The organism is Streptomyces sp. NPDC006365 (genome assembly GCF_042870755.1).
GTDB classification, from domain to species: Bacteria; Actinomycetota; Actinomycetes; order Streptomycetales; family Streptomycetaceae; genus Streptomyces; species Streptomyces xiangluensis.
Genome location: NZ_JBIAHS010000006.1, coordinates 173917 through 200453, shown reverse-complemented (window position 1 = coordinate 200453; position 26537 = coordinate 173917). Strand labels below are relative to the sequence as shown.

Here is a 26537-nt window from a genome sequence, read left to right as displayed (position 1 = left end):
TCTCTCAACTACCTTGCAAACCATGAGGCGTTCGAGGTTCTCAGAGGCGTTCTGCTACAGCGTTTCCGTAAGGCCGTTCCGCGACGCCCACCGCTGAGGACAGGCCCTCACCCGGCAACGGTCTGAGCAGAACACAGCCTCCGCCGCCATCGTCTGCAGCAGCGGATCACCGCACTCTCGGCAGTACCGCCGAGATTTCCCGCCGACCCCCACAACTCAGATCATTCAGCCGTACCAACCTCACGGCCAGGGATCAAATACACCTACTCACCAGAAGTCGCTCCCGCTCTGCCACCGGCAGCAGCTCCCAACCCCGCCGGCTACGCCCTTTATCAGCGCCTCGGCTAGCGCACGCTCACCGACTGGGCTGTGACGACTTCGCGTATGCCGCACCGGAAGCCGGTTGAGAGCTCCGGAAGGGTTCCGCGGGCTTCTGGATGGACGCCTTCCCGCGCACTTCCATCCAGAGCCCGAGGGGGGCCTGCCGTATATGCCGGTTCTCATCTTCGACTGGCGTGAGTGGCTCCCGTTCGCCGGAGCCGGTATCTACCTGCTCTGGGAACTCGGCCGCCTCGACAGCGCATTCGGCGAGCTCGCCGACCTCTGGAACGAGCAGCACCAGCAGCGGCAGGGGCCGGCTCGAAGCAACTCCCTCAAGTGACATGGCCGCGTCAGCGGCTGGATGACGATTCCGCAGTCGCCCTAGGCACTCGCCCCTGATCCACCACACCGCCGAGGAAGCCCGGCCACCCGCCAAGGTAGCTTCCACCTACAAGAGGGCTTCCTGGGGAGGGACTACATGGCAGGGATGACAGAGCCCGTGACCAACTGGGCGGGCAACATCACCTATTCCGCCAAGGAGCTGCACCGCCCGCACTCGCTCGACGCGCTGCGCGCGCTCGTCGCGCAGAGTGCCCGAGCGCGGGTGCTGGGCAGCGGACACTCGTTCAACGAGATCGCCGAGCCGGGCAGCGAGGGTGTGCTGATCTCGCTGACCGCGCTGCCGCCGTCGGTCGAGGTGGACTCGGCGGCTCGTACGGTGCGGGTGGCCGGCGGTGTGCGGTACGCGCAGCTCGCCCGGCGCGTCCATGAGCACGGGCTCGCATTGCACAACATGGCCTCCCTGCCGCACATCTCGGTGGCGGGCTCGGTGGCGACCGGCACGCACGGCTCGGGGAACACCAACGGCTCGCTGGCCGCGACCGTACGCGAAGTGGAACTGGTCACCCCCGACGGCTCGATGCTGACGATCGGCCGCGACGACGCCCGCTTCGACGGTGCCGTGACCTCCCTGGGCGCGCTCGGCGTGGTCACCGCGCTCACCCTCGACGTGGAGCCGGACTTCGAGGTTGCCCAGCAGGTGTATGGCCAATTCCCCCTCGCTGGGTTGGACTTCGAGACGGTGTCGGCATCGGCGTACAGCGTGAGCCTGTTCACCGACTGGCGGCAGTCCGGCTTCGTACAGGCGTGGGTCAAGCAGCGCACTGACCAGCCGCTGCACGACTTCCCGTGGGCCGCGCCCGTCACCGAGGCCATGCACCCCGTGCCGGGCATGCCCGCGCAGAACTGCACGCAGCAGTTCGGCGTGCCGGGCCCCTGGCATGAGCGACTGCCGCATTTCCGCGCCGAATTCACCCCGAGCAGCGGCGCCGAACTCCAGTCGGAGTACCTGCTCCCACGCCCGTATGCGCTCGACGCCCTGCATGCCCTCGACGCGATCCGCGCGACGATCGCCCCGGTCCTGCAGATCTGCGAGGTTCGCACGGTCGCCGCGGACAGCCAGTGGCTGAGCCCCGCGTACGGGCGCGACACCGTGGCGTTCCATTTCACCTGGGTCCCGGACACGGCAGCCGTGCTGCCCGTGGTGCGGCGCGTCGAGGAAGCACTCGCCCCCTTCGATGCGCGCCCGCACTGGGGCAAGGTGTTCACCACGGCACCGGCTACGCTGCATGAGAGCTACCCGCGGATGAACGCGTTCGCGGCGCTGACCGAGGAGCTGGACCCGACGGGCACGTTCCGGAACACCTTCGTCCGCGAAGTGCTCGGCGTCTGACGTCCAGGCGTCCGCCAAGTAAGCCCTCTCTTTCTACAACCCCTTTCCTAACCCCTTGTCGAAAGTCCGGTGCAGGCCATAGCCTTGCGCCGCGTCGGGGCCGACGTGGCTCGGCATGGGTCTGAAGGGATCGAGGGGGCCGCCCGGTGAAGCGCACATCCCGCGACATACGCACCGCGAACCGCTACGAGGTGCTGCGCCAGATCATCGCCGAGTCGCCCACGTCCCGGCAGGAGCTGGCGGCCGCCACCGGGCTGAGTCTGGCTACCGTCGCAACCCTGGTGGGCGAGCTGCTCGACCTCGGGATGCTCACGGAGGTCGGGTTCGAGGACTCGGCGGGTGGTCGCCCGCGGGGCCTCGTGGCCGTCAACGCGTCGGGGGGCGCGTTGATCGGCGTGGACATCGCGGAGACGTACGTACGGGTCGAGCTGTTCGACCTCGCGCTGAACGTTCTGGCCCGCGCGGACGAGGACATGCGCCCCGGCGAGAGCCGTCCGGTGCAGGTCGTCGGGCATGTCGCGGCGGCCGTCGGCTCGGTGGTCGCGCAGGCCGGGGTCGAGGGCGCGCGCGTTCTCGGAGTCGGGGTCAGCGTGCCGGGCCAGGTGGACCGCGCCACCGGCATCTCGGAGTACGCGCCGAACTGGGACTGGCACGACGTGCCCCTGCTCGATCTGCTCTCCGAGCACATCTCGTATCCCCTGTACCTCGACAATCCGCTGCGCGCCTGCGCGGTCGCCGAGCTGTGGTTCGGCGCGGCCCGCGGGCGCGGGGACGCCGTGGTGGTGAACCTCGGTACGGGGGTGGGCGCCGGGCTCGCTCTCGGCGGCGGGCTCCATCGCGGTGTGAGCAACAGTGCGGGCGAATGGGGACACACCACGCTCGTACTGGACGGACGACTCTGTCACTGCGGCAACCACGGATGCGTGGAGACGTATGTGGGAGCCCCCGGAATCATGCTGAACCTACGGGAGTTGAGCCCCCGCAGCCCGCTGCTCCACCCCGAGGACCAGACGGCGACCATCGACGCCCTGGCCCGTGGGGTCGCCGCCCAGGATCCGGTGGCGGTCAAGGTCGTCCGGGACACGGCCCGTTACCTCGGTGCCGGCATCGCGGATCTGGTGAACCTGCTCAACCCCGAGGTGGTCGTGCTCAGCAGCTGGGTCGCGGCCGCCCTCGGCGAGCCCCTGCTCGAGGAGGTGCGCGAGGCGGTGGCCCGGCATGCGCTGAAGCGGCCACTGGCCGCCACCGAGATCGTCCTGTCCCCGATTCCCACCGATCCGGTGTGCCTCGGCGCGGCGACGTTCGCGCTGGAGGGCGCCCTGTCCTCGATCACCCAGAAGGCCAGTCAGAGGTCCAACCGACGCACCTGGTCCAAGCAGTGACGAACCCGGGGGCCGAGGGCCGCCGGTCAACCTGGCCCGGCGGCCCTCACCTCCGCACGCCCTGAATCCGCCCCTCACAACATCCCTCGCAGCACCCCACGTTCGGAATTCCGAACTGAACGCAACGCTTCGAGCAGACTTCGTCCAACCCCTTGCCGAAGCCTTAGCCGAAGGTTAACGTCCCGCACCGCACCTGGATTCGAGCCATTGGCTCATCGAGCAAGCGAGCCGCAGCCGCACTTAGAGACAAGGACGTCAGCATGTCGGCACTGAGCAGCAACAACTGGGATCGCCGCAACGTACTGAGGGCCGCCATGGGTCTGGCCGCCGCCGGCGGGCTGGCCGCCTGCGGTGGCAACACCGGCCGCTCCGAGGGAGGCGCCTCGGGCAAGGCCCTGACGCAGTACTTCCACGCGTACGGCGAGGCCGGCACCCAGGAGGCCATCAAGCGTTACGCGAAGGACTTCGACGGGGCCAGCGTGGCCACGCAGTGGATCACCGGTTCCAACTTCGAGAGCAAGCTGTTCTCGGCCCTGCTCACCAAGAACGCGCCAGACGTCTTCGAGTTCCACCCGCAGCTCCAGCTCATCAGGAGCGGCCAGGTCGCGGACCTGAGCGACCTCGTCAACCCGGTCAAGGACGACTTCAACCCCGCCGACCTCAAGTCGCACACCGTCGACGGGAAGATATGGGGCGTCCGCATGATCGACGACCCGCAGTTCTTCTACTACCGCAAGTCGATGCTGGAGAAGGCGAAGGTCGACGTACCGCAGACCCTCGACGAGCTCGTCGAGGCGGCGGCCAAGCTCACCACCGACAAGGTCAAGGGCCTGTTCATCGGCAACGACATCGTCCAGACGCAATACCCCCTGGTGTGGTCCTCGGGCGCGGACCAGCTCACCGCCGACAACCAGATCGCGTACCACACGGACGCGGTGGCCGAGACGCTGTCGAAGTACCGCACGATGTTCAAGGCCGGCCACCTGTTGACCGGCGCGCCCGCCGACTCCTGGGACCCCTCCGCCCTGATCCAGGGCCTCTGCGCCATCCAGTGGTGCGGCATGTGGGCCATGCCCGCGATGCAGAAGGCGCTCGGCGACGACCTCGGCGTCTTCCCCTACCCCGTCGCCGCGGACGGGGCCAAGCCGTCCGTCTTCAACGGCGGTTGGTCGATGTTCGTGAACGCCAAGGGCAAGGACGTCGACCTGGCCAAGGAGTACGTCAAGTGGCTGTGGATCGACCAGAAGGAGCACCAGGAGGACTGGGCGCTCAGCTACGGCTTCCACGTCCCGCCGCGCAAGTCGATCGCCGAGTCCGCGGACAAGCTCAAGTCGGGTCTGCCGGCTGAGGGCGTCAAGTTCTTCAACGAGTACGGACGGTTCGAGAACCCGTCCTGGACCCAGGCGATGATCGACGCCTTCGAAGAGGCGATCGCCGACGTCGTGCGCAAGGGCGTGGAGCCGCAGAAGGCCCTCGACACCGCGGACGCGAAGGTCAACCGCGAACTCAAGAAGCTCTTCGGATAGGCCGCCGGACAGGTAACGACATGTCGACCACGACTACGCGTGACGTCACGCGCCCCGCCCCGGCCAAGGTCTCCAAGACCAAGCCGCGGCGGGGCGTGCGGGGCACCACGTTCAACTTCTGGCTCTTCACCGGACCGTTCCTCGTCGGTCTGCTGATCTTCGTCTACGTCCCCATCGTCTGGAGCGCCTGGCTCAGCTTCTACGAGGCGCGCTACACAGTCACGCCGGACAAGTTCGTCGGCTTCGACAACTACGAGTACATGCTGACGAACGGCGACTTCGTCAGGTCGCTGGGCACCTTCACCGTCTTCGCCGCGATCGTCGTGCCGATCACCTGGGCGCTGTCGCTCGGCTTGGCGCTGATGGTGCACCGGCTGCGCTTCATGAAGGCGTTCTTCCGGTCGGTCTTCTTCCTGCCGACGGCGGTCAGCTTCGTCGCCGCCTCGCTGATCTGGAAGATGTCCGTCTTCAGCGGCGTGCGGTTCGGGCTGATGAACACCGTGCTCGGCTGGTTCGGCATCGAGAACGTCGCCTGGCTGGCCGACCCCAATCCGCCCTGGTACTGGCTGGTCATCCTCACGGTGCGCCTGTGGCTCCAGGCCGGTTTCTACATGATCCTCTTCCTGGCGGCACTGCAGAACATCCCGCCGGAGCTGTACGAGGCCGCCGCCATCGACGGCGCCAAGCCGGGCTGGCAGACCTTCCGGCACATCACGCTGCCCCAGCTGCGGGCGACGTCGACGGCCGTGATCCTGCTGCTCCTCGTGGCCGCGTACCAGGCCTTCGACGAGTTCTTCAACCTGCTCACGAATACGACGTGGGGCCGACCACCACTCGTCGAGCTGTACTACCTCGCTCTGGGCGAGAACCAGGACTACGGCGCCGGCAGCGCGGGCGCGATGATCCTCACCATCCTGATCTGCACGGTGACGCTGCTGCAGGGCAGGATCATGGGCTTCGGAAGGGGGGACGAGACCAAGTGACCACCACCACGCCTCCGATCAAGAAATCCGCGCCCGCGGCGAGCAAGCCGCAACGCATCAGGCGCGGCAGCGTCATCGGCTCCACCGGCCTCTACATCGCCACCGGCGTCGCGGCCTTCCTCTTCCTGATCCCCTTCTATCTGATCGTCCGCAACGCCCTGTCCACGGACGCCGAGATCACCGGCGACACCTGGAAGTTCTTCCCCACCGACATCCAGTGGGGCAACATCAGCGAGCTGTTCAGCGACAACACCGTGCCGTTCGCGACGTCCCTGTGGAACTCGACGGTCGTCGGCGTCGCGCACACCGTGGGCGTCCTGCTGGTGTGTTCGCTGGCGGGGTACGGCCTGGCGCGCATCCCGTACAAGCACGCCAACAAGATCTTCTACCTGGTCCTGGTGACCTTGATGGTGCCGGCCGCCGTCACCTTCGTACCGAGCTTCGTGCTGGTCTCGTCGCTCGGCTGGGTGTCGAGTTTCCGCGGTCTCATCATTCCGGGGCTTTTCAGTGGTTTCACGTGCTTCCTGTTCCGGCAGTACTTCCTGGGGTTCCCCAAGGAGCTGGAGGAGGCGGCGCGCGTGGACGGACTCGGGTACTGGGGCGCGTACTGGCGCGTCGTCGTGCCCAACTCGCTGAACTTCTTCGCGGCCATCGCCACCATCACCTTCATCCAGGGCTGGAACGCCTTCCTGTGGCCGCTGGTCATCGGCCAGGACCAGGAGGCGTGGACGGTCCAGGTGGCGCTCTCCTCGTACATGACCAACCAGACCGTCAACTTCCATCTGATCTTCATGGCCACCGCCATCTCGATCCTTCCCCTGGTGCTCGTGTTCCTCTTCCTCCAGCGCTGGCTGGTGCAGGGGGTCGCACAGACCGGCATCAAGGGCTGACGAGTGCTCCGCGGGAATGTGGGGCGATGGCTGCGTGCCGTCCGTGGCTGGTCGCTCCCCCACTCTCGACTTCGCTCGAGCGGGGGGACCCCCATCGCGGCGGAGCCGCATGGTGTCACTGACCCGCGCCCCTGAAGGGGCGCGGGGGCAGCGTCACAATTCGTCAATTCTGCTGAGGAGACCGATGTCTTTCCGCACCACCTCTTCCGTCGACTACGTCGAGGACGTCTCGCCCGGGAGCGGGGCCCTGCCGCCCCGCGCCTGGTACGCGTCCTCCGACGCCGCCTCCCTTTCCCTGAACGGGGGTTGGCGCTTCAGGCTGTCGGCGACCGCCGATGCCGAGGACGACTCGTTCGCCGCCGAGGGATACGAGGCAGGGGACTGGGCCGAGGTGCAGGTGCCCGGCCACTGGGTCCTTCAGGGCCACGGCTCGCCCATCTATACCAACCACCTGTACCCGTTCCCGGTCGACCCGCCGCGCGTGCCGACCGAGAACCCGACCGGTGACCATCTGCGGGTCTTCGACCTGCCGGACGACTGGCCCGCTCTGACGGACGGTGGCTCGGTACTGCGATTCGACGGCGTCGAGTCCTGCGCCCGGGTCTGGCTGAACGGCACCGACATCGGCGAGTTCAAGGGCTCCCGGCTGCCGCACGAGTTCGCGGTCGGCCATCTGCTGAAGCCGACGGGGAACGTCCTTGCCGTCCGCGTCCACCAGTGGTCGGCGGGCTCGTACCTGGAGGACCAGGACCAGTGGTGGCTGCCCGGCATCTTCCGGGACGTCACGCTGCTGCACCGCCCGGCGGGCAGCGCGCTCGACTTCTTCGTACACGCTTCGTACGACCACGTCAGCGGCGAGGGCACCCTGCGCGTCGACTCCGATGTCGACGGCCGGGTCACCCTGCCCGCCCTGGACATCGATGTCGCGACCGGCGAGTCCGTGACGGTCCCGGTCAAGGCGTGGACCGCCGAAACGCCGCATCTGTACGACGGCGTGCTGGCCACCGAGGGCGAGCAGGTTCCGCTGCGGATCGGCTTTCGCACGGTCGCGCTCGAGGACGGCCTGATCAAGGTCAACGGCAGGCCGATCCTGTTCAAGGGCGTCAACCGGCACGAGTGGCACCCCGAGCGCGGCCGTGCCCTCGACCTGGAGACGATGCGCGAGGACGTGCTGCTGATGAAGCGGCACAACATCAACGCCGTCCGCACCTCCCACTACCCGCCGCACCCGGCCTTCCTCGACCTGTGCGACGAGTACGGCCTGTGGGTCATCGACGAGTGCGACCTGGAGACCCACGGCTTCGTCGAGCAGGCCTGGCGGGACAATCCGGTCGACGACGACCGCTGGACCCCGGCGCTGATCGACCGTGCGGCCCGTATGGTCGAGCGCGACAAGAACCACCCGTCCGTCGTGATCTGGTCCCTCGGCAACGAGGCCGGCACCGGCCGTGGCCTCACCGCGATGGCCGAATGGATCCGCGGCCGGGACGGCTCGCGCCTCATCCACTACGAGGGCGACATCAACTGCCGTGACACGGACATGTATTCACGCATGTACGCGGCCCATGACGAGGTCGAGCAGATCGGCCGCGACCTCGACGGCGGCACGCACAAGCGGCGCGGACTCCCCTTCATCCTCTGCGAGTACGGGCACGCCATGGGCAACGGCCCCGGTGGCATCGCCGACTACCAGCGGATCTTCGAGGCGTACGACCGGCTCCAGGGCGGTTTCATCTGGGAGTGGATCGACCACGGCATCAAGGACGCGCGGTTCGGCTTCGCGTACGGCGGCGACTTCGGGGAGGAGCTGCACGACGGGAACTTCGTCTGCGACGGGCTGATCTTCCCGGACCGCAAGCCCTCGCCGGGGCTCGTCGAGTTCAAGAAGGTGATCGAGCCGGTCCGTATCGAGGGCGACGGCACGGACGGGACCGTACAGGTCACGAACGCGTACGACTTCGCCGACCTGTCGGCGCTGGCCTTCGAGTGGTCGTACCAGGTCGACGGCAAGACGGTCGAGGCAGGCAGCCTGTCCGTGCCCGCGCTGGCGCCGGGCGAGTCGGCGGAGGTGAAGCTGCCGGAGCCGCCGTCGGGCGACGGGCGCGGGTTGGAGACGCAGTGGACGGTACGGGCGCTGCTGGGCGACGACACCGCGTGGGGGAAGAAGGACCATGAGGTGGCGTGGGCTCAACTGCCGGCCAGTGCACGGTCGTTGCCGTCTGTCGCGGCGAGTGACAGTCCCTCGGCGAGCGAGCGGCTGATCATCCTCGGCCCGGCGTCCTTCGACGTACGCACCGGGGCGCTGAAGACGATCGGCGGGGTGGACGTGACCGGCCTCCGTCTCGACGTGTGGCGGGCGCCGACCGACAACGACGAGGGCGCCTCCTGGCAGGACGACATCCGCTGGGCCCAGCTGTGGCGCAAGTACGGCCTGCACCGGATGCAACACCGCCTGGACGCCGTGGAGGTGGGCGACGACGCGTTGACCGTACGGACCCGGGTGGCGCCCGCCGCCTGGGAGGTGGGCCTGCGCACGGTGTACCGGTGGACGTCCGACGGTACGCGGCTGAAGCTGACCGTGTCCGTGGCGCCCGAGGGCGACTGGACGGTGCCGCTGCCGCGGCTGGGCATTCGCTTCGGGCTCGCGGAGGCGGACCAGGTCAAGTGGTTCGGCGGCGGTCCCGGCGAGGCGTACCCGGACACCAAGTCGGCCTCGATGCTGGGTCGTTGGCACGCCTCGGTGGACGAGTTGCAGACCCCGTACGTCCGTCCGCAGGAGAACGGCGCCCGAGCTGATGTCCGTTGGGCGGAGCTCGGCCGGCTGCGGATCGAGGGCGACCCGGAGTTCTGGTTCTCGGCCCGGCGCTGGACCAACGAGCAGTTGGACGCGGCCCAGCACCTGACGGACCTGACACCCGGCACTGCATCCGACAGCGGCTCCCCCGCGAGGGTCTGGGTCAACCTCGACCACGGCCAGCAGGGCATCGGCTCGCAGTCCTGTGGTCCGGGCGCGCTGCCGCAGTACCAACTGCGGGCGGCACCCGCCGAGTTCTCGTTCGTGTTCTCGGAAACTCGTGACTGACAACACGGTCATACCGACCGCGGCCGGACGGCTCTTCAGCCGTCCGGCCGCGGTTGCGTCGTGTGTGGGTTTCGTCCTCATCGGCATGCTTCAGGCGCTCTACGGCCCGGCGGTCCCGGGCCTGCGCGAGGAGTACGGCCTCTCCCCCTCCGCGGCCGGACTCGGGCTCAGCCTGCACTTCACGGGCGGGGTCGCGGGCGTACTGGCCTTCAACGCGATCCACTCCCGGATCAGCAACAGGGCGCTGCTCGGTACGAGTTACGCCTTGATGGCCGTCGGCGGCGCGGGATTCGCCTTCGCCCCGAACTGGCCGCTCGCGCTCGCCGCGGCCTTCCTCGGCGGCCTCGGTTTCGGCGGTATCGACTACGGCCTCAACCAGCTCTTCGCGGTCGGCTTCGGCAGCCGCTCGACGGCGATGCTCAACATTCTCCACGCCCATTTCGGCATCGGCGCCGTGCTCGGCCCGGTGCTCATCGCATGGACGGGCCCGGCCGAGTACGCGTACGCCTTCGGGGCGTGTGCCGTGCTGGCGGGTGCGCTGATCCTGTGCACCGGCGGTGTAGGGAGCGAGGAACCGGCACTGTCGGTTGAAGAACCTGCTGCCACCGGCGGCCTTCTCTCCCGCGTACTCATCGGATTCGTCGGCCTGTACATCCTCAACGTGGCCGTCGAGGCGGGCGTCGGCGGCTGGGAGCCCACGCATCTGGAGACCGTCGGCTACAGCGCCACCGTCGCGGCCTCCGCCACCTCCGTGTACTGGCTGATGATGACCGTCGGCCGCTTCCTCGTCGTCCCCGTCACGCTGCGGTACTCGCCCGAACGCATCCTCACGGTGTGCGCGGCCGGGATGACGGTGTGCCTGCTGCTTTCGCTCGTAAAAGGTGTGGCGCCGGTGGCGTACGCGGGTGTTGGCTTGTTCATTGCGCCCGTCTTCCCCACCGGCCTCCCCTGGCTGAACCGGGCTCTCCCCCGGGCCAAGCGTGCCGGTGCCTGGGTCATCGCCGCGTCGATGCTCGGCGGAGTGGCAGCGCCGCCGATGCTGGGCATGGGCATCGAGGCCTTTGGCATCCGCGCGGTGCCATGGCTGCTGACAGCGTTGTCGGGGGCCGGTCTCGTCGCAACCGTATGGCTGATCAGGCTGACCAGGAGGTCCGCTGCATGAGCGGCAGCATCGAGGTCCGGAGCCTTTCCCGGACGTTCCACACGACCGTGCGGCGCCCCGGTTTCCTGGGGGCCGTCAGATCACTCATCAACCCGGAGCGGGCCGCCAAGCACGCCGTCACCGACATCAGTTTCGAGGTGCAGCCCGGCGAACTGCTCGCCCTGCTCGGGCCGAACGGCGCGGGCAAATCGACCACCATCAAGATGCTCACCGGCATCCTCACGCCCACAGCCGGTGAGGCGCGGGTCGCGGGCGTCGTCCCGTACGAGGAGCGGGAGCGCAACGCGCGCAACATCGGTGCGGTGTTCGGGCAGCGCACCCAGCTGTGGTGGGACCTGCCAGTGCGGGAGTCCTTCGCGATCCTGCGGGACATCTATGACGTACCGGCAGACGAACACCTTTCGCGGCTGCGGGAGTTCGACGAGCTCCTCGATCTGTCCTCGTTCTGGGACACGCGGGTACGGCATCTCTCGCTCGGCCAGCGTGTGCGCTCCGACCTTGCCGCCGCGCTGCTGCACGATCCGCCGGTGGTGTTCCTCGACGAGCCGACCATCGGCATGGACGTGGTGGTCAAGGAGCAGGTACGGGAGTTCCTCCGGTACCAGGTGGAAGAGCGCGGGAGGACAGTGCTGCTCACCACGCACGACATGACGGAGGTCGAGCGGCTCGCGGAGCGCGTCGTGCTGATCAACCACGGGCGGCTCGTCCTGGACGGCACGCTGGACGAGATCCGCCGGAAGTTCGGCTGGACGTGGCAGGTGCGGGCCACGCTCGCCGAAGCGCACGCCGCCGTCGAGCCGTGGCCGGGGGTCGTGCTCGTACGGCGGGAGGGTCCTCAGGTGGTGTTCGGCCCGGACGGGCCGGCCGCGCCGACGGTGCACCAGGCGCTGAAGCAGGTCATCGAGCGGTACGAGGTGACCGACATCGCCCTGGACGAGGCCGAGTTGGAGGACGTGATGCGGGCGGCGTACGTCCAGGCGGGCGACCTGGCCGCTGACACGGCCGGCGACGTGGCCGCCCAGGCACCGGCTACGGCTCAGACACAGGGAGGCTGACCCCGTGGCCATGCCCTCCGCCCTGCGCGCCTGGCGGGCTGCTCGGGTCACCCCGCTCGGCGAGCTGCACACCCCGCCCCGTATGACCGCCGCCCTGCTGCGGCTGTCCGTCCAGGTGGTGCTGGTCGCCTCGCTGTGGCGCGGCCTGTACGCGGCGACGGGAACCACCGCCGGGCTCGACCGCGACCAGGCCGTCAGCTATGCCGTGCTCGCCGTACTGGCCACGCGCGTCCGGGAGTTGGACCAGTACTCGGGCCGCGACACGGTGCTCCAGCACATGCACTTCGGCACCATCGTGTACTGGTATCTGCGCCCGCTCCCGCCGCAGCGCTACTACGCCCTGCGGGCCCTGGGCGAGCAGATCTACGGCTTCGCGTGGGCCATCGTCGGCTACGCGGTCTGCGTGGCCGCCGGAGTCGTACAGCCGCCCGAGTCGGCTGCCGTGGCAGGAGTGTTCATGGTGAGCCTGCTCCTGGGCCAGTGGGTCCTGTACTACATCATGCTCGCCATCGACCAACTGTGCTTCTTCACGCTCCGCAACGGTGCCGCGATGTTGATCCTGATCTTCGCGCAGAACCTGCTGTCCGGGGTGTACGCGCCCCTGTGGTTCTTCCCCGACTGGTTCATCACCCTCAGCGGCTTCCTGCCCTTCCAGGCGACGCTGAGCGTGCCGCTGTCACTGTACGTAGGCCGGATCCAACTGTCGGACGCCGGGGCGCAGTTGGCGATACAAGCCGCCTGGGTGGTGGCCCTCGCCCTGCTCACCCGGCTGGTGTGGCGGCGGGCCGCCCGGCGCGTGATCTCCCAGGGAGGCTGACCGTGTCCTCGCAGAAAACCTGGTCCTCGCCGAAGGCGTCGTTCTCGCTGAAGCCCTGGCGGACCGTCTGGCGGATCACGAAGCTCAACTTCCGTTCGCAGCTGGAGTATCGCTCCGAGTTCCTGATGATGATCGCGATCGGTGCGATCTGGCAGGTGTCGGTGATCGTGTTCGCGACGGTGCTGCTGACCCGGTTCGCCGGGATGGGCGGCTGGGAGAGTGCGGACGTCCTGCTGATCGCGGCGATCCGGATGCTGGCCCACGGCCTGTTCGTGCTCTTCCTCGGCCGGGTGCACGGTCTGAGCCGGCACATCCAGGAGGGGGTGATCGACACGTACCTCGTCCGCCCCATGCCGGTCTACCGCCAGCTCCAGCTGCAGTACTTCCCCACGAACGCGATCGGCGACCTGACGGTGGCGGCGGGCCTGATGGTGGGCGCGCTGACACGCAGCGAACTGGACTGGACGGCGGGGCGGATCACCTACCTCATCATCTGCGTACTGGGCGGAATGCTCCTGGAAGCAGCCCTGTTCACGGTGGTGGCCTGCGCCTCCCTCCGCTTCCCGGCCGCCGACTACTGGGGCCGCTGGCTGGAGGAGCTCCTGGGCACCTTCGGCAGCTATCCCCTGAACGTCCTCCCGAAGGCGGTGGGCGGCTTCCTGACGTTCGCCCTGCCGCTGGCGTTCGTGGCGTACTTCCCGGCAGCCGTACTGACCGGGCACGGCTCCGACTCCGGCGTCCCGTACTGGCTCGCCGCCGCTTCCCCGTTCCTGGGCGCCGCGGCGTACGTGGGGGCGCGGTTGTTGTGGCGGTGGAGTCTGCGGCACTACACGGGGGTGAACGGGTGAGGACGGGCACGAGGGCTGCTCCGAGGCCTCTCGCAGGTTGTCCACGACCGCCCAGAGCTCATCCCGCCGAAGGGAATCACCAACGTCACGAGCCAAACCCACAGATATCCCAGTCCGAACAGCACGCACTCAAGTACCAGAGCTATGGGGCGAAGCCCGCCTGCACCGGCCTGTCGAAGGGCCTCGACCCGGCTGCCTGACGACCGACGAGGCCCAGAAAGTCCGTGCTGTCCGCCCACTGATCCACCCCACCGATCAGTGGCCGGGAGCGCAGCTCCGGGTCGGTGACCGTCCTGCTCAGGGCTTGTGCGAAGCGTTCGGCGTGCAGGACCAGGAACGGGCGGCTGTGGTAGCGGCGGCAGGTGGGCTCGACGGGGTCGGTGAGGCCGGAGGCGTTCTGGAGGGTGGCGACCTTCTCGTACGCGTCGCACAGGTGCCGTTCCCGGTCCGCGTACTCCGTCGCGGCTAGCGCGCCGCGCAGCGATGGGGTGAGGTCGGCCGCCACCGGCAGGCGGGCGAAGGCGCTGCCGAGCCATTTGCTGTACGGGGCGTATGTCCGCGACAGGAGAAGACACAGCCGCATCAGGTCGCGTACCAGGCGCGCGGCGACCACCGCGGAGCCCAGCTCGTCCCCGACCTCCGCGCAGCGGCCGACGAACGCCTCCTCCTGGGACAGCCGCTGCCACTGACAGGCCAGGAGGTGGCGCCACACCTGGTCGGGGTACCAGGCAAGGCGTCGCCGTACGGCGTCCAATGTGCCGAGTCCGTCGTGGAAGACGGCGCCCCACGTCACTTCGACGAGCCGCTGCTGGGGGATGGAAAGCCAGTCGTGCACGGTCAGTTCGGCGGTGGCGAGCACGTCGACGCCGAGCTGCGCCGCGAGCCACGGCTGGAGCCCGTCCACGGACACCCGGTGGTCGACGGGCCCGTCGACCAGCTCCATGTGGCCCGACACCGGGTCCAGCGCGTACTCGTCCCGGCGCCGGAAGTGCGTGGGCCACCCGCGCACCTCCTTGGGCAGGCGCTCCGCCAGCAGCCGGTGGATACGCTCGCCATGCTCAGCAACGTCCTCGTCCGACAGGAACAGGTTCAGCCGCGGCCCCCACTCGTGATCCGCCGAGCGCGCCGTGTCGAACCCGAGCACCTCGGAACCCGAGCCGATCCGCGCGGCCGTATACCGCACGGTTGGGTACGCCTCGGCCAGCAGCGGCCGCACAGCCTCCTCGTACAGGATCCGGGAGAGTTCGAGGCCCGGGACGAACGCGGCAGGGAGTGGTGTCGGCATACGGTCACTCTGCCGGGGCTGGACGCCGCCCACCAAGCCCGCTCCCAGCCTGCACCGGACCTACAGCGGCCTGCACCGTACGCTCACCGCGTCGTGCCGGGTACGCCGACGCCGCGTCGGCCGGTGCGGGGGCGTTGGGCGCGGATCGTCACATAGACGCCCAGCAGGACCACGGCGATCCCAGCGGCGACGGCCGGTGACGGAGTCTGGCCGAGCCAGACGGTGGCCAGGAGTGCGGCGCCGGGGACTTCGAGCAGGGTGATCGTGGCGACGGTGTGCCCGTTGAGGAGCTTTAGGGACCGGTTGAAGAGCGTGTGTCCGACGAGCTGGCCGCACACCGTGAGCGCGGCCAGCAGCAGCCAGGTGCGGGCGGAGTAGCCGAACAGGGCACTGCCGGAGAGAAGACATGTCAGCAGCAGGAGTACCGCCGCCGCGGCGTAACTGGTCCTGGAGTACGTCGCCGTGTCCACTGCCCTGCGCGCGGACTCCCCGACCGTCAGATAGGCGGCCATGCACAACGCCCCGGCCAGGGCGAGCAGGTCACCGGCCAGCGCGGTGGACGAGGTCTGGAAGTCGGCTCCCCCGATGAGGAGTACGCCGCCCAGCGCCAGCGCCATCCCGGCCCACACGCGACCACCGAGCCGTGCCCCGCGCGCGTGCGCGATGAGGCCGGACCACAAGGGCGCGGCGCACACCAGTGCGGTCGAGGCGGCCACCGACGTCATGGTGAGGCTGGGAATCCAGGTCGCGAAGTGCCCAGCGAGGAACACCCCGGACAGCAGGGACAGTCGCGTCGCCTTCCGACGCCCTCTCCCTTCTCTGCCCTCCCCTTGCTCCCGCTGCTTCCCGGTGCGGAGGGCCAGAACGCCCAGCAGGACGGTGCTCGCCGCGGCGTTCCGCCAGAAGGCGATGGCCAGCGCCGGGGCCTGCGCGGCCGCGGCGAGCGGTCCGGTGGCCGAGACACCCAGCACGGCCACCCCGAGCAGCACGACCTCCACCATCGGAAGACGACCGTGTGACAACGAGCCCGTGCGGACGGTATCGGAGGTCCCGGGTGTCTCGGAGGTCTCTGCACCAGTCATGCCGCTGAAACTAATGACCGCTGGCGCGGTGGGAAAATGCTTTCTGCCTGTGACTCATGCGCCACATGCATAAGCGCCGATCACCGCACTGCCGGAGGCATGGCCGCGGCCGCGGCTGACGAGTCGAGTCATCGCAGAGGCTGGGAGCCTGTCGAGACCGTGACGTAGGCCAGCCCGTCGTACTCCTCGGCCAGGGAGACGGGGCTCAGGTTGAAGCGATAGGTCCAGCGCGGCACCACGGCGCCGAAGCTGCGCATGGCATGCCGACCGTTGAGCCACTCCCGTACGGCCGTCGGCGCGTCGGCTGTGCCGCGAAGGTCCACGAGATGGTTGCCGGGGTTTGCGGTGGCGAGCCGGGCTTCAAGGGCGTCGGGGCGGGCAGGGCCGATCCGGTTGGTGACGACGGCGCCGGCTCGGGGACGAGAACTGGGACGACCGGGCCAAGGGCCGGGCCACATCCGGCGGGCGCGGAAGGAGCCGCTGCCGAACAGCAGGCCGAGTGCGTAGTAGGCCTCGCCGTACCGTGTATGAAGGTGTTGCCCCAGTGCCGGTACCGCGCGGCCGTAACGGCTCTTGGTGATGTGGCCGTTGTGTGCCCAGAGGGCGACTTTGGCGGACGGATCATCGAGGAGTTCCCCGACGGCCTCGGCCATGTACCGGTCGCGTGCGGCGAAGACGGTCTGTTCCGGGTCCGTGTGCTGCCTGCTGCGTGTCACCAGGTCGGCGGCCTGCACCAGAATCCGTGCGTGCCGGAGCAAGTCGGCTGCTTCGGGGGCTCGTTCGCGGAGGAACTCCAGCAGTTCCTCGGCATCGTGCACCAGGCGCCGTTGAGGATCGGGGTGCGATCCCGGATACGCCATTTCGAGCACACGGAGTGTGGAGAGAAGTCCGGCCACACGGTCCGGTGCCACCTTGTGCGGGAAAGAGTCGATCACCGCCAGAGAGCCGCCGCACTGCTGCGGGTCTACGCCAACGAAGCGCACCTTCTGGCCTTCTGGCCGCCCCCGGTTGTAGCCACGCATCCACTCGATCATCTCGAGCACCTCATGGGTCCGCCAGGTCCAGAACCCCAGCCCGGCAAGCACACTCGCAGCATCGCCGACGCCTTGGCGGACATAGGCGTCGACGGCTGGGCCGGCCGATGCGCTGGCCTCCATGGCCAGGACCGAGAAGCCCAGCTCGGTCACCAGGAACTCCAGCAGCCGATGCTTGAGCTGGAAGAACTCTCGGGTCCCGTGAGTGGCCTCCCCCAAGCCCACGATCCGCACGCCGTCGAGGACTTTCTTCAGCGGCTGGAGATCAGTAGTGGACCCGCCTGCGGTCAGGCCGGTCAGCGGTAGAGCGGTGCGGGCCAACCAGCCCGTGACCTCATCGGACACGGCTTTGCCCAGCCGCTTCGCGCAGTTCGCGTGCCGTCTGGCCGTAGCGCGTCTTGAGGGCGCGGCCGAGATGCCGTGGGTCGTGGATGCCCCAGCGGGCGGCCACCGCGGCCGCCGTACGCCCGGAGTGCGCCGGGTCGAGGAGATCACGGCGGATGCGGTCGAGGCGTTCGTTTCGCAGCCATGCGGCGAAGGAGATACCGGTGCGCCGGAAGAGACGGTGCAGGTGGCGGGCCGAGATGCCGTGCGCGGCGGCGACGGAGTCTACGCAGAGGGACGGGTCCGCGATGTTCGCCCGTGCGTAGACGCGGATGCGGTCGACCAGGTCGGTGGCCATGTCCACGTGCCCGGGCGCACGGTCCGCGAATGCGGCGATCAGCAGGGAGACGAGCGCGTCGCCGAGGTGGCCGTCGGCCGGTCCTGCCAGTTCATCCAGATGACGGCCCAGGCCGGAGAGGAAGGCGGCGAGGACCGCCTGGCTGCCGCCGTCGGCCGGCAGGCGCTGCGCGGTACGGCGGGTGACGGTGTCGGCATGGGGTCCGAGTGCGGTGCGCGGTACGCCGACGGCGAGGACGTCGCATCCTTCGGAGACGGTGAGCCGGTACGGCCGCGTCATGTCGAAGACCGTCAGATCACCGTTGTGAACCGGGGTGTGGTTGCGCCCTTGGGTGGCCACCGCCGCCCCCGACCGGTGCCACGTCACCTTCAGCAGCTCGGGGTCGGAGGACGTGATGGCGCGGGGCGGACGCGACACGACATGGCCGGAGCCGCGAATCCGGGCGACGGCTCCCGGCCCCAGGGCGGCGGCATCGATGTCCGCTCGGAACGCGTCGGTACCCGGCGCCGTCACGGTGAGCGGCGCGAGGATCGAGGAGGCCGCGGTCTGTAACTGGTCGACGGTGGCGTGGTGTACGTGGAGAGCACCGCTTGTCATGCGTCGTTCCCTCGTCGTCGTGAGGCCCGGTTGGGACGGGGACGTCCAAGTTCCTGACGTCCAAGGGGAATTGTGCGGTTTCGTGGCACGAATCGGCGACAGGCGCGGCGCGATCTGGAGGGTCGCAGGGAAGCATTCTGCGTAGCGTTCTTCGTGGGGGAGCACTGTCGGCCGGGACCACTCGGCCCCGGCCGACCGTACCCCGGCCGACCCATGCCCCGGCCGCCCGCAGGGCCGATGCGCTTACTCCGCCCGCAACGCCCGTCCCGTCGCCGTCTTCGCCGCCCAGCCCGCGGGCAGCAGGGCACCCGCCACCGCGATACCGACGCCCGCCAGCCCCAGCAGCACCAGCAGGCCGATGCCGTACACATCAATGAAGGCCTGCGGGATTTCCGTACTCACCGTGTCGCCCATCTCCGGCAGAACCCAGCCGTGCAGCGCCACGCCCAGCGGTACCCCGATCGCCCCCGCCACCGCGCCGATGCCCGCCACCGAGGTGAGGACCTGGGTGATCGTCTGCCGTGGTGTCATCCCCAAGGCCTTGAAGACCCCCAGGTCACGCACCCTGTCCCGGGTGTCGAGCACCACCGTGTTGAGCACGCCGAGGCAGGCCACGGTCACCAGCATCAGCGTGAGCATCGCGATCAGCGCCTGCATCGCCAGGAGCACCTCCGAGTCCTCCTCCTCGGTGAGCCCGGCGAGCGCGCCCAGCGGCTCCAGGTCGGCGTTGAGTGCGGCGGCGTACTTCGCCGGATCCGTACCGGACTTCAGGGAGACGGAGAACTCCGGCGGCATGTCCTTCAGTCCGAGCGCGGACAGCGAGGCCTGGGACGTACGCACCGTCATGCCCTCGTCGCTCAGGTCGAAGACCTCACCGACGATCTTCAGCCGGACCGTGCGTCCCTGCTCGGAGAGCGTCAGGGTGTCCCCGATCTCCTTCCCGGTCACCTGAAGGAACCGCGAGGGGACCACCGCCTCTCCGGCAAAGCCGAACCAGCGGCCTTCGGTCATCGGCTGAGAGGCTTCGGCGATCTGCCTCGAGTACGTCACCACCGACGTGCCGCCCTTCAGGCCCGACACCGTCACATCGGCTCGGGCGGCGCTGTAGTACGACTCCGTCTCCGGGCGGTCGCCGATCGCCGCGGCCACCGCCGCCGGGTCGGCGGGCTCGGGCGGCCCGGCCGACCGGCCCCCTTCCGGCGGCGCGAGCGTCTGTACCGTCACCTCCCCAGCAGGCTGGTCCGCATCCCCCTTGCGCTGGATGTCCAGCAGCGAGCTGCCCAGCCCCACCGCGAAGGTCACCGCCAGCGCCCCGAACGCCACCGCACCGGCCATCGTCGCCGAGCGCGAGGGCCGGGCCAGCGGGCCGGCAAGGCCCAGCGTCACCGGGCGCGGCAGCGGCAGCCGGCCGAGCAGCCGCCGCACTCCGCGGCCCCGGGACGAGACGGTGAACCGGCCCACGCTCAGCACCGCCGCGGTACGCAGCCGTGCCGCCCGCAGCGCGGGAGCGAGCGCGGTCACCGCCACCACCGCCAGCACCCCGAGGGGTACCACGACACTCACCCAGAGCGGGATCGCCAGCGTTCCCGTCCGGTAGGCCTGAGCCACCTGAGCCATCAGCGGTACGGCGAGCAGATTGCCCAGCACCGCGCCCAGCGCCGCGCCCACCGCGGACGGGATCAGCGCCTGCGCCACATAGGCCCGTCCGACCTGCGACGGGGTGAAGCCCAAGGCCTTCAGAATGCCGATCCGCCGGGTGGCGGAGCTCACCGCACCGCTCACCACGATGCTGATCACCAGCACCGACAGCGCCAGACCCAGCAGGGCGAAGGCGGTGATGAAGGGGATGAAGGAGCTGGTGCTCGCCTCGGCTTCCTGTTTGACGTCCAGATAGGACTGGGTGCCGGCGAGGGCGTCCTTCGGCAGGCCGGCGGCGACCGCCTTGCGACCGTCCGCGATATCGCCGCGGCCGGCGGCGTCCGTGAAGCGGTAGAGCATCTGGTACGAGGGCTGCGCGGCCAGCTCGGTCAGCTGGGCCGGCACCACCCAGGCGTCGGCGCTCTCACCCACCGACTCGGCGATGCCGACGACGGTGAGCGTGGTGCCGTCGGCGTCCAGCTCGGCACCCAGATACATGTTCGGGTTCCGGGCGTCCGCCTCGAGGACGATCTCCCCGGGCGCCTTCGCCCAGCGGCCCTCCGTCAGGCTCACCTTGTCCAGCGCGGGCTCCGCCGAGGCCCGCCCCACCACCGTCAGCGGCGGCGGCTCGAAGAACCCCGGGCCGTTCCCGGCGCCCAGTCGCAGCGAGGCCACTGGGAACGGCCCCGCGGTGGCCGACACTCCGGCCGCGGAGGCAGTCCGGGTCACCTGCTCCTCGGAGACCCCTTTGAACTCCGCCGTCAGATGCGCCCCTTGCTGCCGCGCGAACGCCTTTTCAAACGGCTTCTGCGACGCCTCCAGCAGCCCCAGCGCCAGTACGGACGCGGCCACCGACAGCAGCGTCGTCAGCACCATCACGGCCGTCTGCACGCGCTTCCGGCCCACCCCGGAGCGCACGACCCTGCCGAGAGCACTCACCGGACCACCGCCGCCTCGTCACGGGCGATCCGCCCGTCGACCAGCTCGATGGTCCGGGTGGCGCACTCCTCGGCCAGCGTCAGGTCGTGCGTGACCAGCACGATCGTCTGACCGTCGGCGTTCAGCTCGCGCAGCAGTTCCCGTACTTCCGCTCCGGAGGCCGTATCGAGCGCCCCCGTCGGCTCGTCGGCGAGCAGCAGCGGCGGGCGGTTCATCAGCGCGCGGGCGACGGCGACCCGCTGCCGTTCGCCGCCGGAGAGGCGTCCGGGGTAGGCGTCGGCGTGCCGGTCGATGCCGAGGGAGGCGAGCAGGTCGGCGGCACGGGAGGCCGCGGCCTTGCGGGACATCCCGGACAGCTGCGCCGGGAGCAGCACGTTGTCGGTGACCGTCAGGTCGTCGAGCAGGTTGAAGAACTGGAACACCATCCCGATCCGGGAGCGCCGGTAGCGCGCTGAGGCGGTCTCGCTGAGCTCGTCGACGCGCAGGCCGTCGACGCTCACGCTGCCCTCGGTGGGCCGGTCGAGGCCGGCGATCAGATTGAGCAGGGTGGACTTGCCGCTGCCGGACGGGCCCAATACGGCGAGCGCCTCCCCGGTACGCACCTGGAGCGTCAGTCCGGCCAGCGCCGGCGGTCCTCCGTCGTACGCCTTGCGCACCTCGCGCACATCGATGAGGGGTTCGGTCACGGCTCCTCCAGGGCTCGGCTCCTCGGGTCCCCGAAGCTAGGTGCGGGACGGTGACCGGCACGTCGGCCGCGGTGCGGAAGGTGCGTACCGTGCTCGGCCCATGTCCGTGCGCGTCATCCCTGCGATGTATGCCATGGGTGGACGGCGCTGCGTCTCGCGGAGGATCCGGGAGCGGGCGGCCGCTTGACACACTTGCCCGGTGAACCCGGTGCACAGGGACAGGGGCTGACCGGTGATCAGGGACAGGGGCCGGTGGGCCGCGCGGCTGCGCTCGTCCGTGGCGGCGTGGCTGCCGTTCGCCGTGCCCGCCGGGGCACTGTCGCACAAGTCCCGGCCGTCGCGCTGGATGTGGGCGGCGGACGCGCTGCTGGCCATGGCACTGGCGGTGGGCGTGGTGAGCGCCGATCTCGACCGGTCGTTCGTCGAAGTGCAGGACCGGCCGGCCGCCATCTGGCAGGGAACCGACGATGTACCCGCGCCGCCCGAGCCACCGCCGCCGCCCGAGCCGCCCATCTGCCCGCCTGCGGATCCCCTGGGGGTCGGCACGCTGGACTGCGTACCGCGCGGCACCCAGTTCAGACCCGCGGTGGAGCACAGCCTCGGCCCTGTCCAGTGGTGGGAGCTGGGGCTGGGGGTGCTGGCGGTGGCGCCCCTGGCGCTGCGGCGGCGGTATCCACTGGCGGTTCTGTGGGCGGTGCTGGGGATGACGGCGCTCTTCCATCTCGGGGAGGTCGCCCCCAATGCCACTGCGGTCACCTTCGCTGCCGTGCTGATCGCCGCGTACAGCGCCGCGATGTACAGCCCGCACCGCCGGGCCGCGGCGGGCAGCCTGCTGGCGGCCGTGGTGCTGCTGATGCTGGGCAAACTGGTGCCGGACGTCAGCCGGAGCATGATCCCGCTGCTGGTGCTGGTGCCGATCGCCCTGGCCGCCAACGCGTTCCACGCCTGGCAGCAGCGGGTGCGCAGGCTGCAGGCGGAGCAGGCGACGGCGACCAGACGGGCTGTCGACCAGGAGCGGCACCGGATCGCGCGCGAGCTGCACGACGTGGTCACGCACAACGTCAGCATGATGACCATTCAGGCGGGCGCGGCCCGCAAGGTGCTGGACACGGCACCCGGCCAGGCCCGGGAGGCGATGCTGGCCGTCGAGGCGGCCGGGCGGTCGGCGCTGACGGAGCTGCGCCAGGTGATGGGGCTGCTCACGATGACCGCCGACGCGCCCGATGCGCCCGATCCGGCGGTCATCGCCGATCTTGCCCCGCAGCCGGGCTTGGACCGGCTGGAGGAACTGGTCGACCGGGTGCGCGCCACGGGGTCGTCCGTGGATGTCAGCACGAAGGGCGATCCCGTGCCCCTGCCCCCGGGGGTGGATCTGGCCGCGTACCGCGTCGTCCAGGAGGCCCTGACGAACGCTGTGAAGCACGCGTCGGGGGCCGCCATCACGGTCCGGGTGGAGTACGCGCCCGGCGAACTACGGATCGGCGTCGACGACACCGGCGGCGTACCGCTGCCCGCCGAGGGCAACGGCCGGGGGCTGATCGGTCTGCGCGAACGGCTGGCGGTCTACGGCGGTACGCTCCAGGCCGGCAAGCGCCCGCGCGGGGGGTACCGGGTTCGCGGGGTCATCCCAGTGGAGGTCGCGTGACCGAGACACCCCGGGTCGTCATCGTGGACGACCAGGCGCTGGTGCGTACCGGTTTCCGGATGATCCTGGCCGCGGACGGCATCGAGGTGGTCGCGGAGGCGTCCGACGGCGAGGAGGCGGTGGCGGCGGTAGGGCGTACCCGCCCGGACGTCGTCCTGATGGACATCCGGATGCCGGGGACGGACGGCTTGGAGGCCACCCGCCGGATCCTGGACGGCGACCCGTCGCCGCCGCGCGTCATCATCCTCACCACGTACGACCTCGACCAGTACGTCTACGAGGCGCTGACGAGGGGAGCGAGCGGCTTCCTGCTCAAGGACGTCACCCCGGAGCAACTCGCGGCGGCCGTCCGTCTGGTGCGCTCCGGCGACGCGCTGCTGGCACCGACGATCACCCGCCGGCTGGTGGAGCGCTTCGCCACCGGCGGCGCCCGCAATGCCGGGCTGCACCGCGATCTGTCGGTGCTCACCCCGCGCGAGTTGGAGGTGCTTCAGGCCCTGTCGCGCGGCCACACCAACGCAGAGCTGGCCAGGCGCTTCCACCTGAGCGAGGCCACGGTGAAGACGCATGTGGCCCGCATCCTGTCCAAACTGCAACTCCGCGACCGTGCACAGGCGGTGATCGCGGCGTACGAGACGGGGCTGATCACCCCGGGCGGGGAGTGACCACGCCGGCCCCGCCCGACCCATGCCCCGGAGCGTCCCTCGCCTCAGTGATCCGCGCAGCAAGGCGTAGGGTCCGGTACCTCGAACGGGACCAGGAGGCCCCCCGCGGCAGGCATCGCCGTCAGGAGCAGTTCCCCGTCCCGCCATTGCGGACGTACGAAATCCCGCGTCAGGATCCGCTGCTCCGGCGCGGGTTCGCCGGACGTCCCCAGGACCACGACCCGGTCGATCGCGGAACCCGACACCATCTCCGCGACCGTCAGCGTCCCGGTCAGCTGCGAGACCCCGGGGTAGAGGACGGCACGGCCCACCTCGTCGGGTGCGCCGGCCGTCACCTCGTACCCTTTCAGGGCCAGGCTCCGCTCCGTCTCCTCCGGCGCCCGCGTGAACGACAACACGACCCGTGGCCGTTCGCCGCGCATCAGGTGCGTGCAGCCGAACACGCCCTCGGGTACGGCGAGTTCGGCGGCCAGCGACTGGAGCAGGTGGTCCGCCTCGCGCAGGGTCGTCGCCTCGGTGTCGACCCAGAACCCACCGCTCACGAGGGATGCGGTCATGACGGGAGGACCCACACGGGGTTGGAGTAGAACCACAGGTCGAGCCACGGGTCCGCGTCGCCGACTACGTCGATCGCCGGGCCGGCCGGGTCAACCGCCTTGCCCATCAGGCCCGTTGCCGAGCGGTTGCCGTCGGTGCCGCGCAGGCGGACGTACAGCGGGCGGTCGACGCGGCCGAGTTCGTACGTGAGCTTGACCCTGCCGGTGGACTTTCCGACCTCGTACGACTTGACGACCTTCGCGGTCGGGGCGGTGAAGGTGTCCTTGTCCTTCGCCGCACCGGTGACATCGCCCTGGATGACGTCGACTCGGGCCAACTCGGGGACGTAACCGGCCCAGTTGGGGCCGCTCGCGAGCGCGACCTCCACGGTCAGCGTCACGCGCGTGCCCTTCTTGACCTGCAGCGCGCCGCCGAGCGTGGCCCAGCGGCTGCCGCCGGAGACGCGTACGTCCAGGCCGCTGATGAGCTGGCCGTGGTCGACCCAGACGCGGCCGGCGCGGATGCCGTCCATGACGGCGGCGTAGTTGAAGCCGTCGGCGCCGACGTGGGTGCGGCTGTACTGGCCGGGCCAGAAGTCGCCCTCGGTGAGGTCGATCTTGCCGCTGTAGACGGGGTCGGTGTGCTTGCCGTTGGTGACGTAGTCGCTGTCCGGACCGCCGCGCTTGGCGGTGTCCGTGTAGACGTTGTGGGAGTCTGAGTTGGCGGTGATCCACCAGGGCTTGCCCTCGGCGAGGAGGCTGTCCCACAGGCCGCCGACGGTGGAGGTCATCCAGTCGAAGCCGCCCCAGGTGCGGTAGCTCTCCAGGGGGTAACCGGCGAAGGAGTTGGCGCCCGGGCTGCCGTCGTAGATGCCGCGGGCGCGGCCCATGCCGATGGACTTCTCGATACCGCCGGCCTGGTGGCCGGGCGCGCCCTCCATGCCGACAGCGATCTGGTGGCGCGCGGATGTGGCGTCGCGCCAGGCGCGGATCTCGTGCGGCGAGTCGATGCCCTTGCGCGCGGGGTGGTTCGCGAGCATCAGGATGTCCTTGACCTTGCGCCGCTGGACCTGCTCCGCAAGGAAATTGAGGCCCGCGATGGCGAGGGCCTCGTTGGCGGGCGTCGAGTCCGTCGCCTTCTTCACGCCGCCGTCGTAGTCGGTCTCGAACTGCTTGAGGACGGAGACCTCGTTCTTGCCGGGGTGGACGAAGACGGTGCCGTGCTCGGCGGCCGGGATGTTCCACTCCAGGCCCTGGAAGACGAGGGTGTCCTCGTACGTGTCGCGGGCCTCCCGGATGTCCGGGTTGACCTTCTCCACACCGATCTTGGCGTGCGTCTCGTTGCCGTGGTCGGTGATGACCATCCAGTCCAGGCCGTGCCGGGCGCCCTGGCGGACCTGGTCGGAGACGCGGTACTTGCCGTCGTTGCTGTACTGGGTGTGGATGTGGTGGTCGCCGGCCAGCCACAGGAATCCGTCCCGGCGGCGGCCCTTGGCTGCCGGCGCGGACGTGGACACCTGCGCGGCGGCCGTGCCGCCGAGCACTCCGGCCGCCGTCAGGCCCGCACCGAGCAGGCCCGCGCGCCGCAGCATGGAGCGGCGCGAGTGCTGATCGGGGGTCAGGGCCTCGTCGGATACGGAGGTGTCGAAGGCGGCCGGGAGATCGGTGCCCTGCTGGTCGTGCTCGTGGTGGTGATGCCCGTGTCCATGCGCGTGACCGTGCCCGTGCCCGTGACCCATGTCGGCCTGCCTTCTGTGCCTTCTTCGCCTTCGCGCTGTCGGTATGACCGCGCGGGTGCGAGACTCTGCGCGAAACATGAACAATGCTCAACCACATCGTGATTCGCAGGTGACTTGGTCGCATCAACTCATCCCACGCTTCACAGTTCTCGCAGCATTCTCCCAACTACCCCTGTACAGCACATGAGTTGGCCTCGACCCTGAACACCGT

At 69.7% G+C, this 26537-nt stretch carries 21 protein-coding genes; 13 read left to right on the top strand and 8 right to left on the bottom strand.

The window, feature by feature from the left end:
* Positions 1-490: 490 nt before the first annotated feature.
* From ACFYO0_RS19230 to ACFYO0_RS19180, 11 genes are all read left to right on the top strand, one after another.
* On the top strand, positions 491-661 hold the full coding sequence (locus tag ACFYO0_RS19230) for a hypothetical protein (protein WP_388677035.1): 171 nt from the start codon (positions 491-493) through the stop codon (positions 659-661).
* Positions 662-808: 147 nt separating this feature from the next.
* Positions 809-2053 carry an FAD-binding protein gene (locus tag ACFYO0_RS19225; protein ID WP_388677603.1) on the top strand — a complete coding sequence of 415 codons (1245 nt, stop codon included), beginning with the start codon at positions 809-811 and terminating at the stop codon, positions 2051-2053.
* Positions 2054-2199: 146 nt separating this feature from the next.
* The gene (locus tag ACFYO0_RS19220; protein WP_388677032.1) at positions 2200-3435 is read left to right on the top strand and encodes an ROK family transcriptional regulator; all 1236 of its coding nucleotides are present in this window, start codon (positions 2200-2202) and stop codon (positions 3433-3435) included.
* A gap of 260 nt (positions 3436-3695) precedes the next feature.
* Positions 3696-4961, top strand: coding sequence for an ABC transporter substrate-binding protein (locus ACFYO0_RS19215; protein ID WP_388677029.1), 1266 nt, complete (start codon positions 3696-3698; stop codon positions 4959-4961).
* Positions 4962-4981: 20 nt separating this feature from the next.
* Positions 4982-5944, top strand: coding sequence for a carbohydrate ABC transporter permease (locus ACFYO0_RS19210; protein ID WP_388677026.1), 963 nt, complete (start codon positions 4982-4984; stop codon positions 5942-5944).
* On the top strand, positions 5941-6834 hold the full coding sequence (locus ACFYO0_RS19205) for a carbohydrate ABC transporter permease (RefSeq protein WP_388677024.1): 894 nt from the start codon (positions 5941-5943) through the stop codon (positions 6832-6834). Before ACFYO0_RS19210 ends, ACFYO0_RS19205 begins: the two co-directional genes overlap by 4 nt.
* 184 nt (positions 6835-7018) lie before the next feature.
* Positions 7019-9916, top strand: a complete 2898-nt coding sequence (locus ACFYO0_RS19200; protein ID WP_388677021.1) for a glycoside hydrolase family 2 TIM barrel-domain containing protein — start codon at positions 7019-7021, stop codon at positions 9914-9916.
* The gene (locus ACFYO0_RS19195; RefSeq protein ID WP_388677018.1) at positions 9909-11078 is read left to right on the top strand and encodes an MFS transporter; all 1170 of its coding nucleotides are present in this window, start codon (positions 9909-9911) and stop codon (positions 11076-11078) included. The genes ACFYO0_RS19200 and ACFYO0_RS19195 overlap by 8 nt, the downstream gene beginning before the upstream one ends.
* Entirely contained in the window at positions 11075-12133 is a 1059-nt protein-coding gene (locus tag ACFYO0_RS19190; RefSeq protein WP_388677016.1) for an ATP-binding cassette domain-containing protein, read from the top strand. Before ACFYO0_RS19195 ends, ACFYO0_RS19190 begins: the two co-directional genes overlap by 4 nt.
* Before the next feature lie 10 nt (positions 12134-12143).
* Positions 12144-12950, top strand: coding sequence for an ABC transporter permease (locus ACFYO0_RS19185; RefSeq protein WP_388677600.1), 807 nt, complete (start codon positions 12144-12146; stop codon positions 12948-12950).
* Between the two features lie 2 nt (positions 12951-12952).
* On the top strand, positions 12953-13798 hold the full coding sequence (locus ACFYO0_RS19180) for an ABC transporter permease (RefSeq protein ID WP_388677013.1): 846 nt from the start codon (positions 12953-12955) through the stop codon (positions 13796-13798).
* A gap of 142 nt (positions 13799-13940) precedes the next feature.
* Here the strand turns inward: ACFYO0_RS19180 and ACFYO0_RS19175 are convergent, their stop codons facing one another.
* From ACFYO0_RS19175 to ACFYO0_RS19150, 6 genes are all read right to left on the bottom strand, one after another.
* Complete coding sequence (locus tag ACFYO0_RS19175; protein WP_388677010.1) at positions 13941-15083, bottom strand: DUF4037 domain-containing protein; 1143 nt, start codon at positions 15081-15083, stop codon at positions 13941-13943.
* 83 nt (positions 15084-15166) lie between these two features.
* Entirely contained in the window at positions 15167-16084 is a 918-nt protein-coding gene (locus tag ACFYO0_RS19170; RefSeq protein ID WP_388677008.1) for a DMT family transporter, read from the bottom strand.
* Between the two features lie 209 nt (positions 16085-16293).
* A complete protein-coding gene (locus ACFYO0_RS19165; RefSeq protein ID WP_388677006.1) occupies positions 16294-17544 on the bottom strand; it encodes an erythromycin esterase family protein in 1251 nt (416 codons plus the stop codon).
* Complete coding sequence (locus tag ACFYO0_RS19160) at positions 17534-18478, bottom strand: helix-turn-helix domain-containing protein (protein WP_388677003.1); 945 nt, start codon at positions 18476-18478, stop codon at positions 17534-17536. The genes ACFYO0_RS19165 and ACFYO0_RS19160 overlap by 11 nt, the downstream gene beginning before the upstream one ends.
* Positions 18479-18721: 243 nt before the next feature.
* The gene (locus ACFYO0_RS19155) at positions 18722-21055 is read right to left on the bottom strand and encodes an ABC transporter permease (RefSeq protein ID WP_388677000.1); all 2334 of its coding nucleotides are present in this window, start codon (positions 21053-21055) and stop codon (positions 18722-18724) included.
* A complete protein-coding gene (locus ACFYO0_RS19150) occupies positions 21052-21741 on the bottom strand; it encodes an ABC transporter ATP-binding protein (RefSeq protein WP_388676996.1) in 690 nt (229 codons plus the stop codon). The genes ACFYO0_RS19155 and ACFYO0_RS19150 overlap by 4 nt, the downstream gene beginning before the upstream one ends.
* Positions 21742-21973: 232 nt before the next feature.
* On the opposite strand from ACFYO0_RS19150, the gene ACFYO0_RS19145 reads away from it, so the two are divergent.
* Both ACFYO0_RS19145 and ACFYO0_RS19140 read left to right on the top strand, forming a co-directional pair.
* The gene (locus ACFYO0_RS19145; protein WP_388676993.1) at positions 21974-23386 is read left to right on the top strand and encodes a sensor histidine kinase; all 1413 of its coding nucleotides are present in this window, start codon (positions 21974-21976) and stop codon (positions 23384-23386) included.
* Positions 23383-24051, top strand: a complete 669-nt coding sequence (locus tag ACFYO0_RS19140) for a response regulator (protein ID WP_388676991.1) — start codon at positions 23383-23385, stop codon at positions 24049-24051. The genes ACFYO0_RS19145 and ACFYO0_RS19140 overlap by 4 nt, the downstream gene beginning before the upstream one ends.
* A 44-nt stretch (positions 24052-24095) precedes the next feature.
* Here ACFYO0_RS19140 and ACFYO0_RS19135 read toward each other — a convergent pair whose 3' ends face one another.
* On the bottom strand, positions 24096-24608 hold the full coding sequence (locus ACFYO0_RS19135; RefSeq protein WP_388676989.1) for a hypothetical protein: 513 nt from the start codon (positions 24606-24608) through the stop codon (positions 24096-24098).
* The gene (locus tag ACFYO0_RS19130; RefSeq protein ID WP_388676986.1) at positions 24605-26326 is read right to left on the bottom strand and encodes a PHP domain-containing protein; all 1722 of its coding nucleotides are present in this window, start codon (positions 26324-26326) and stop codon (positions 24605-24607) included. The genes ACFYO0_RS19135 and ACFYO0_RS19130 overlap by 4 nt, the downstream gene beginning before the upstream one ends.
* Positions 26327-26537: the final 211 nt, after the last annotated feature.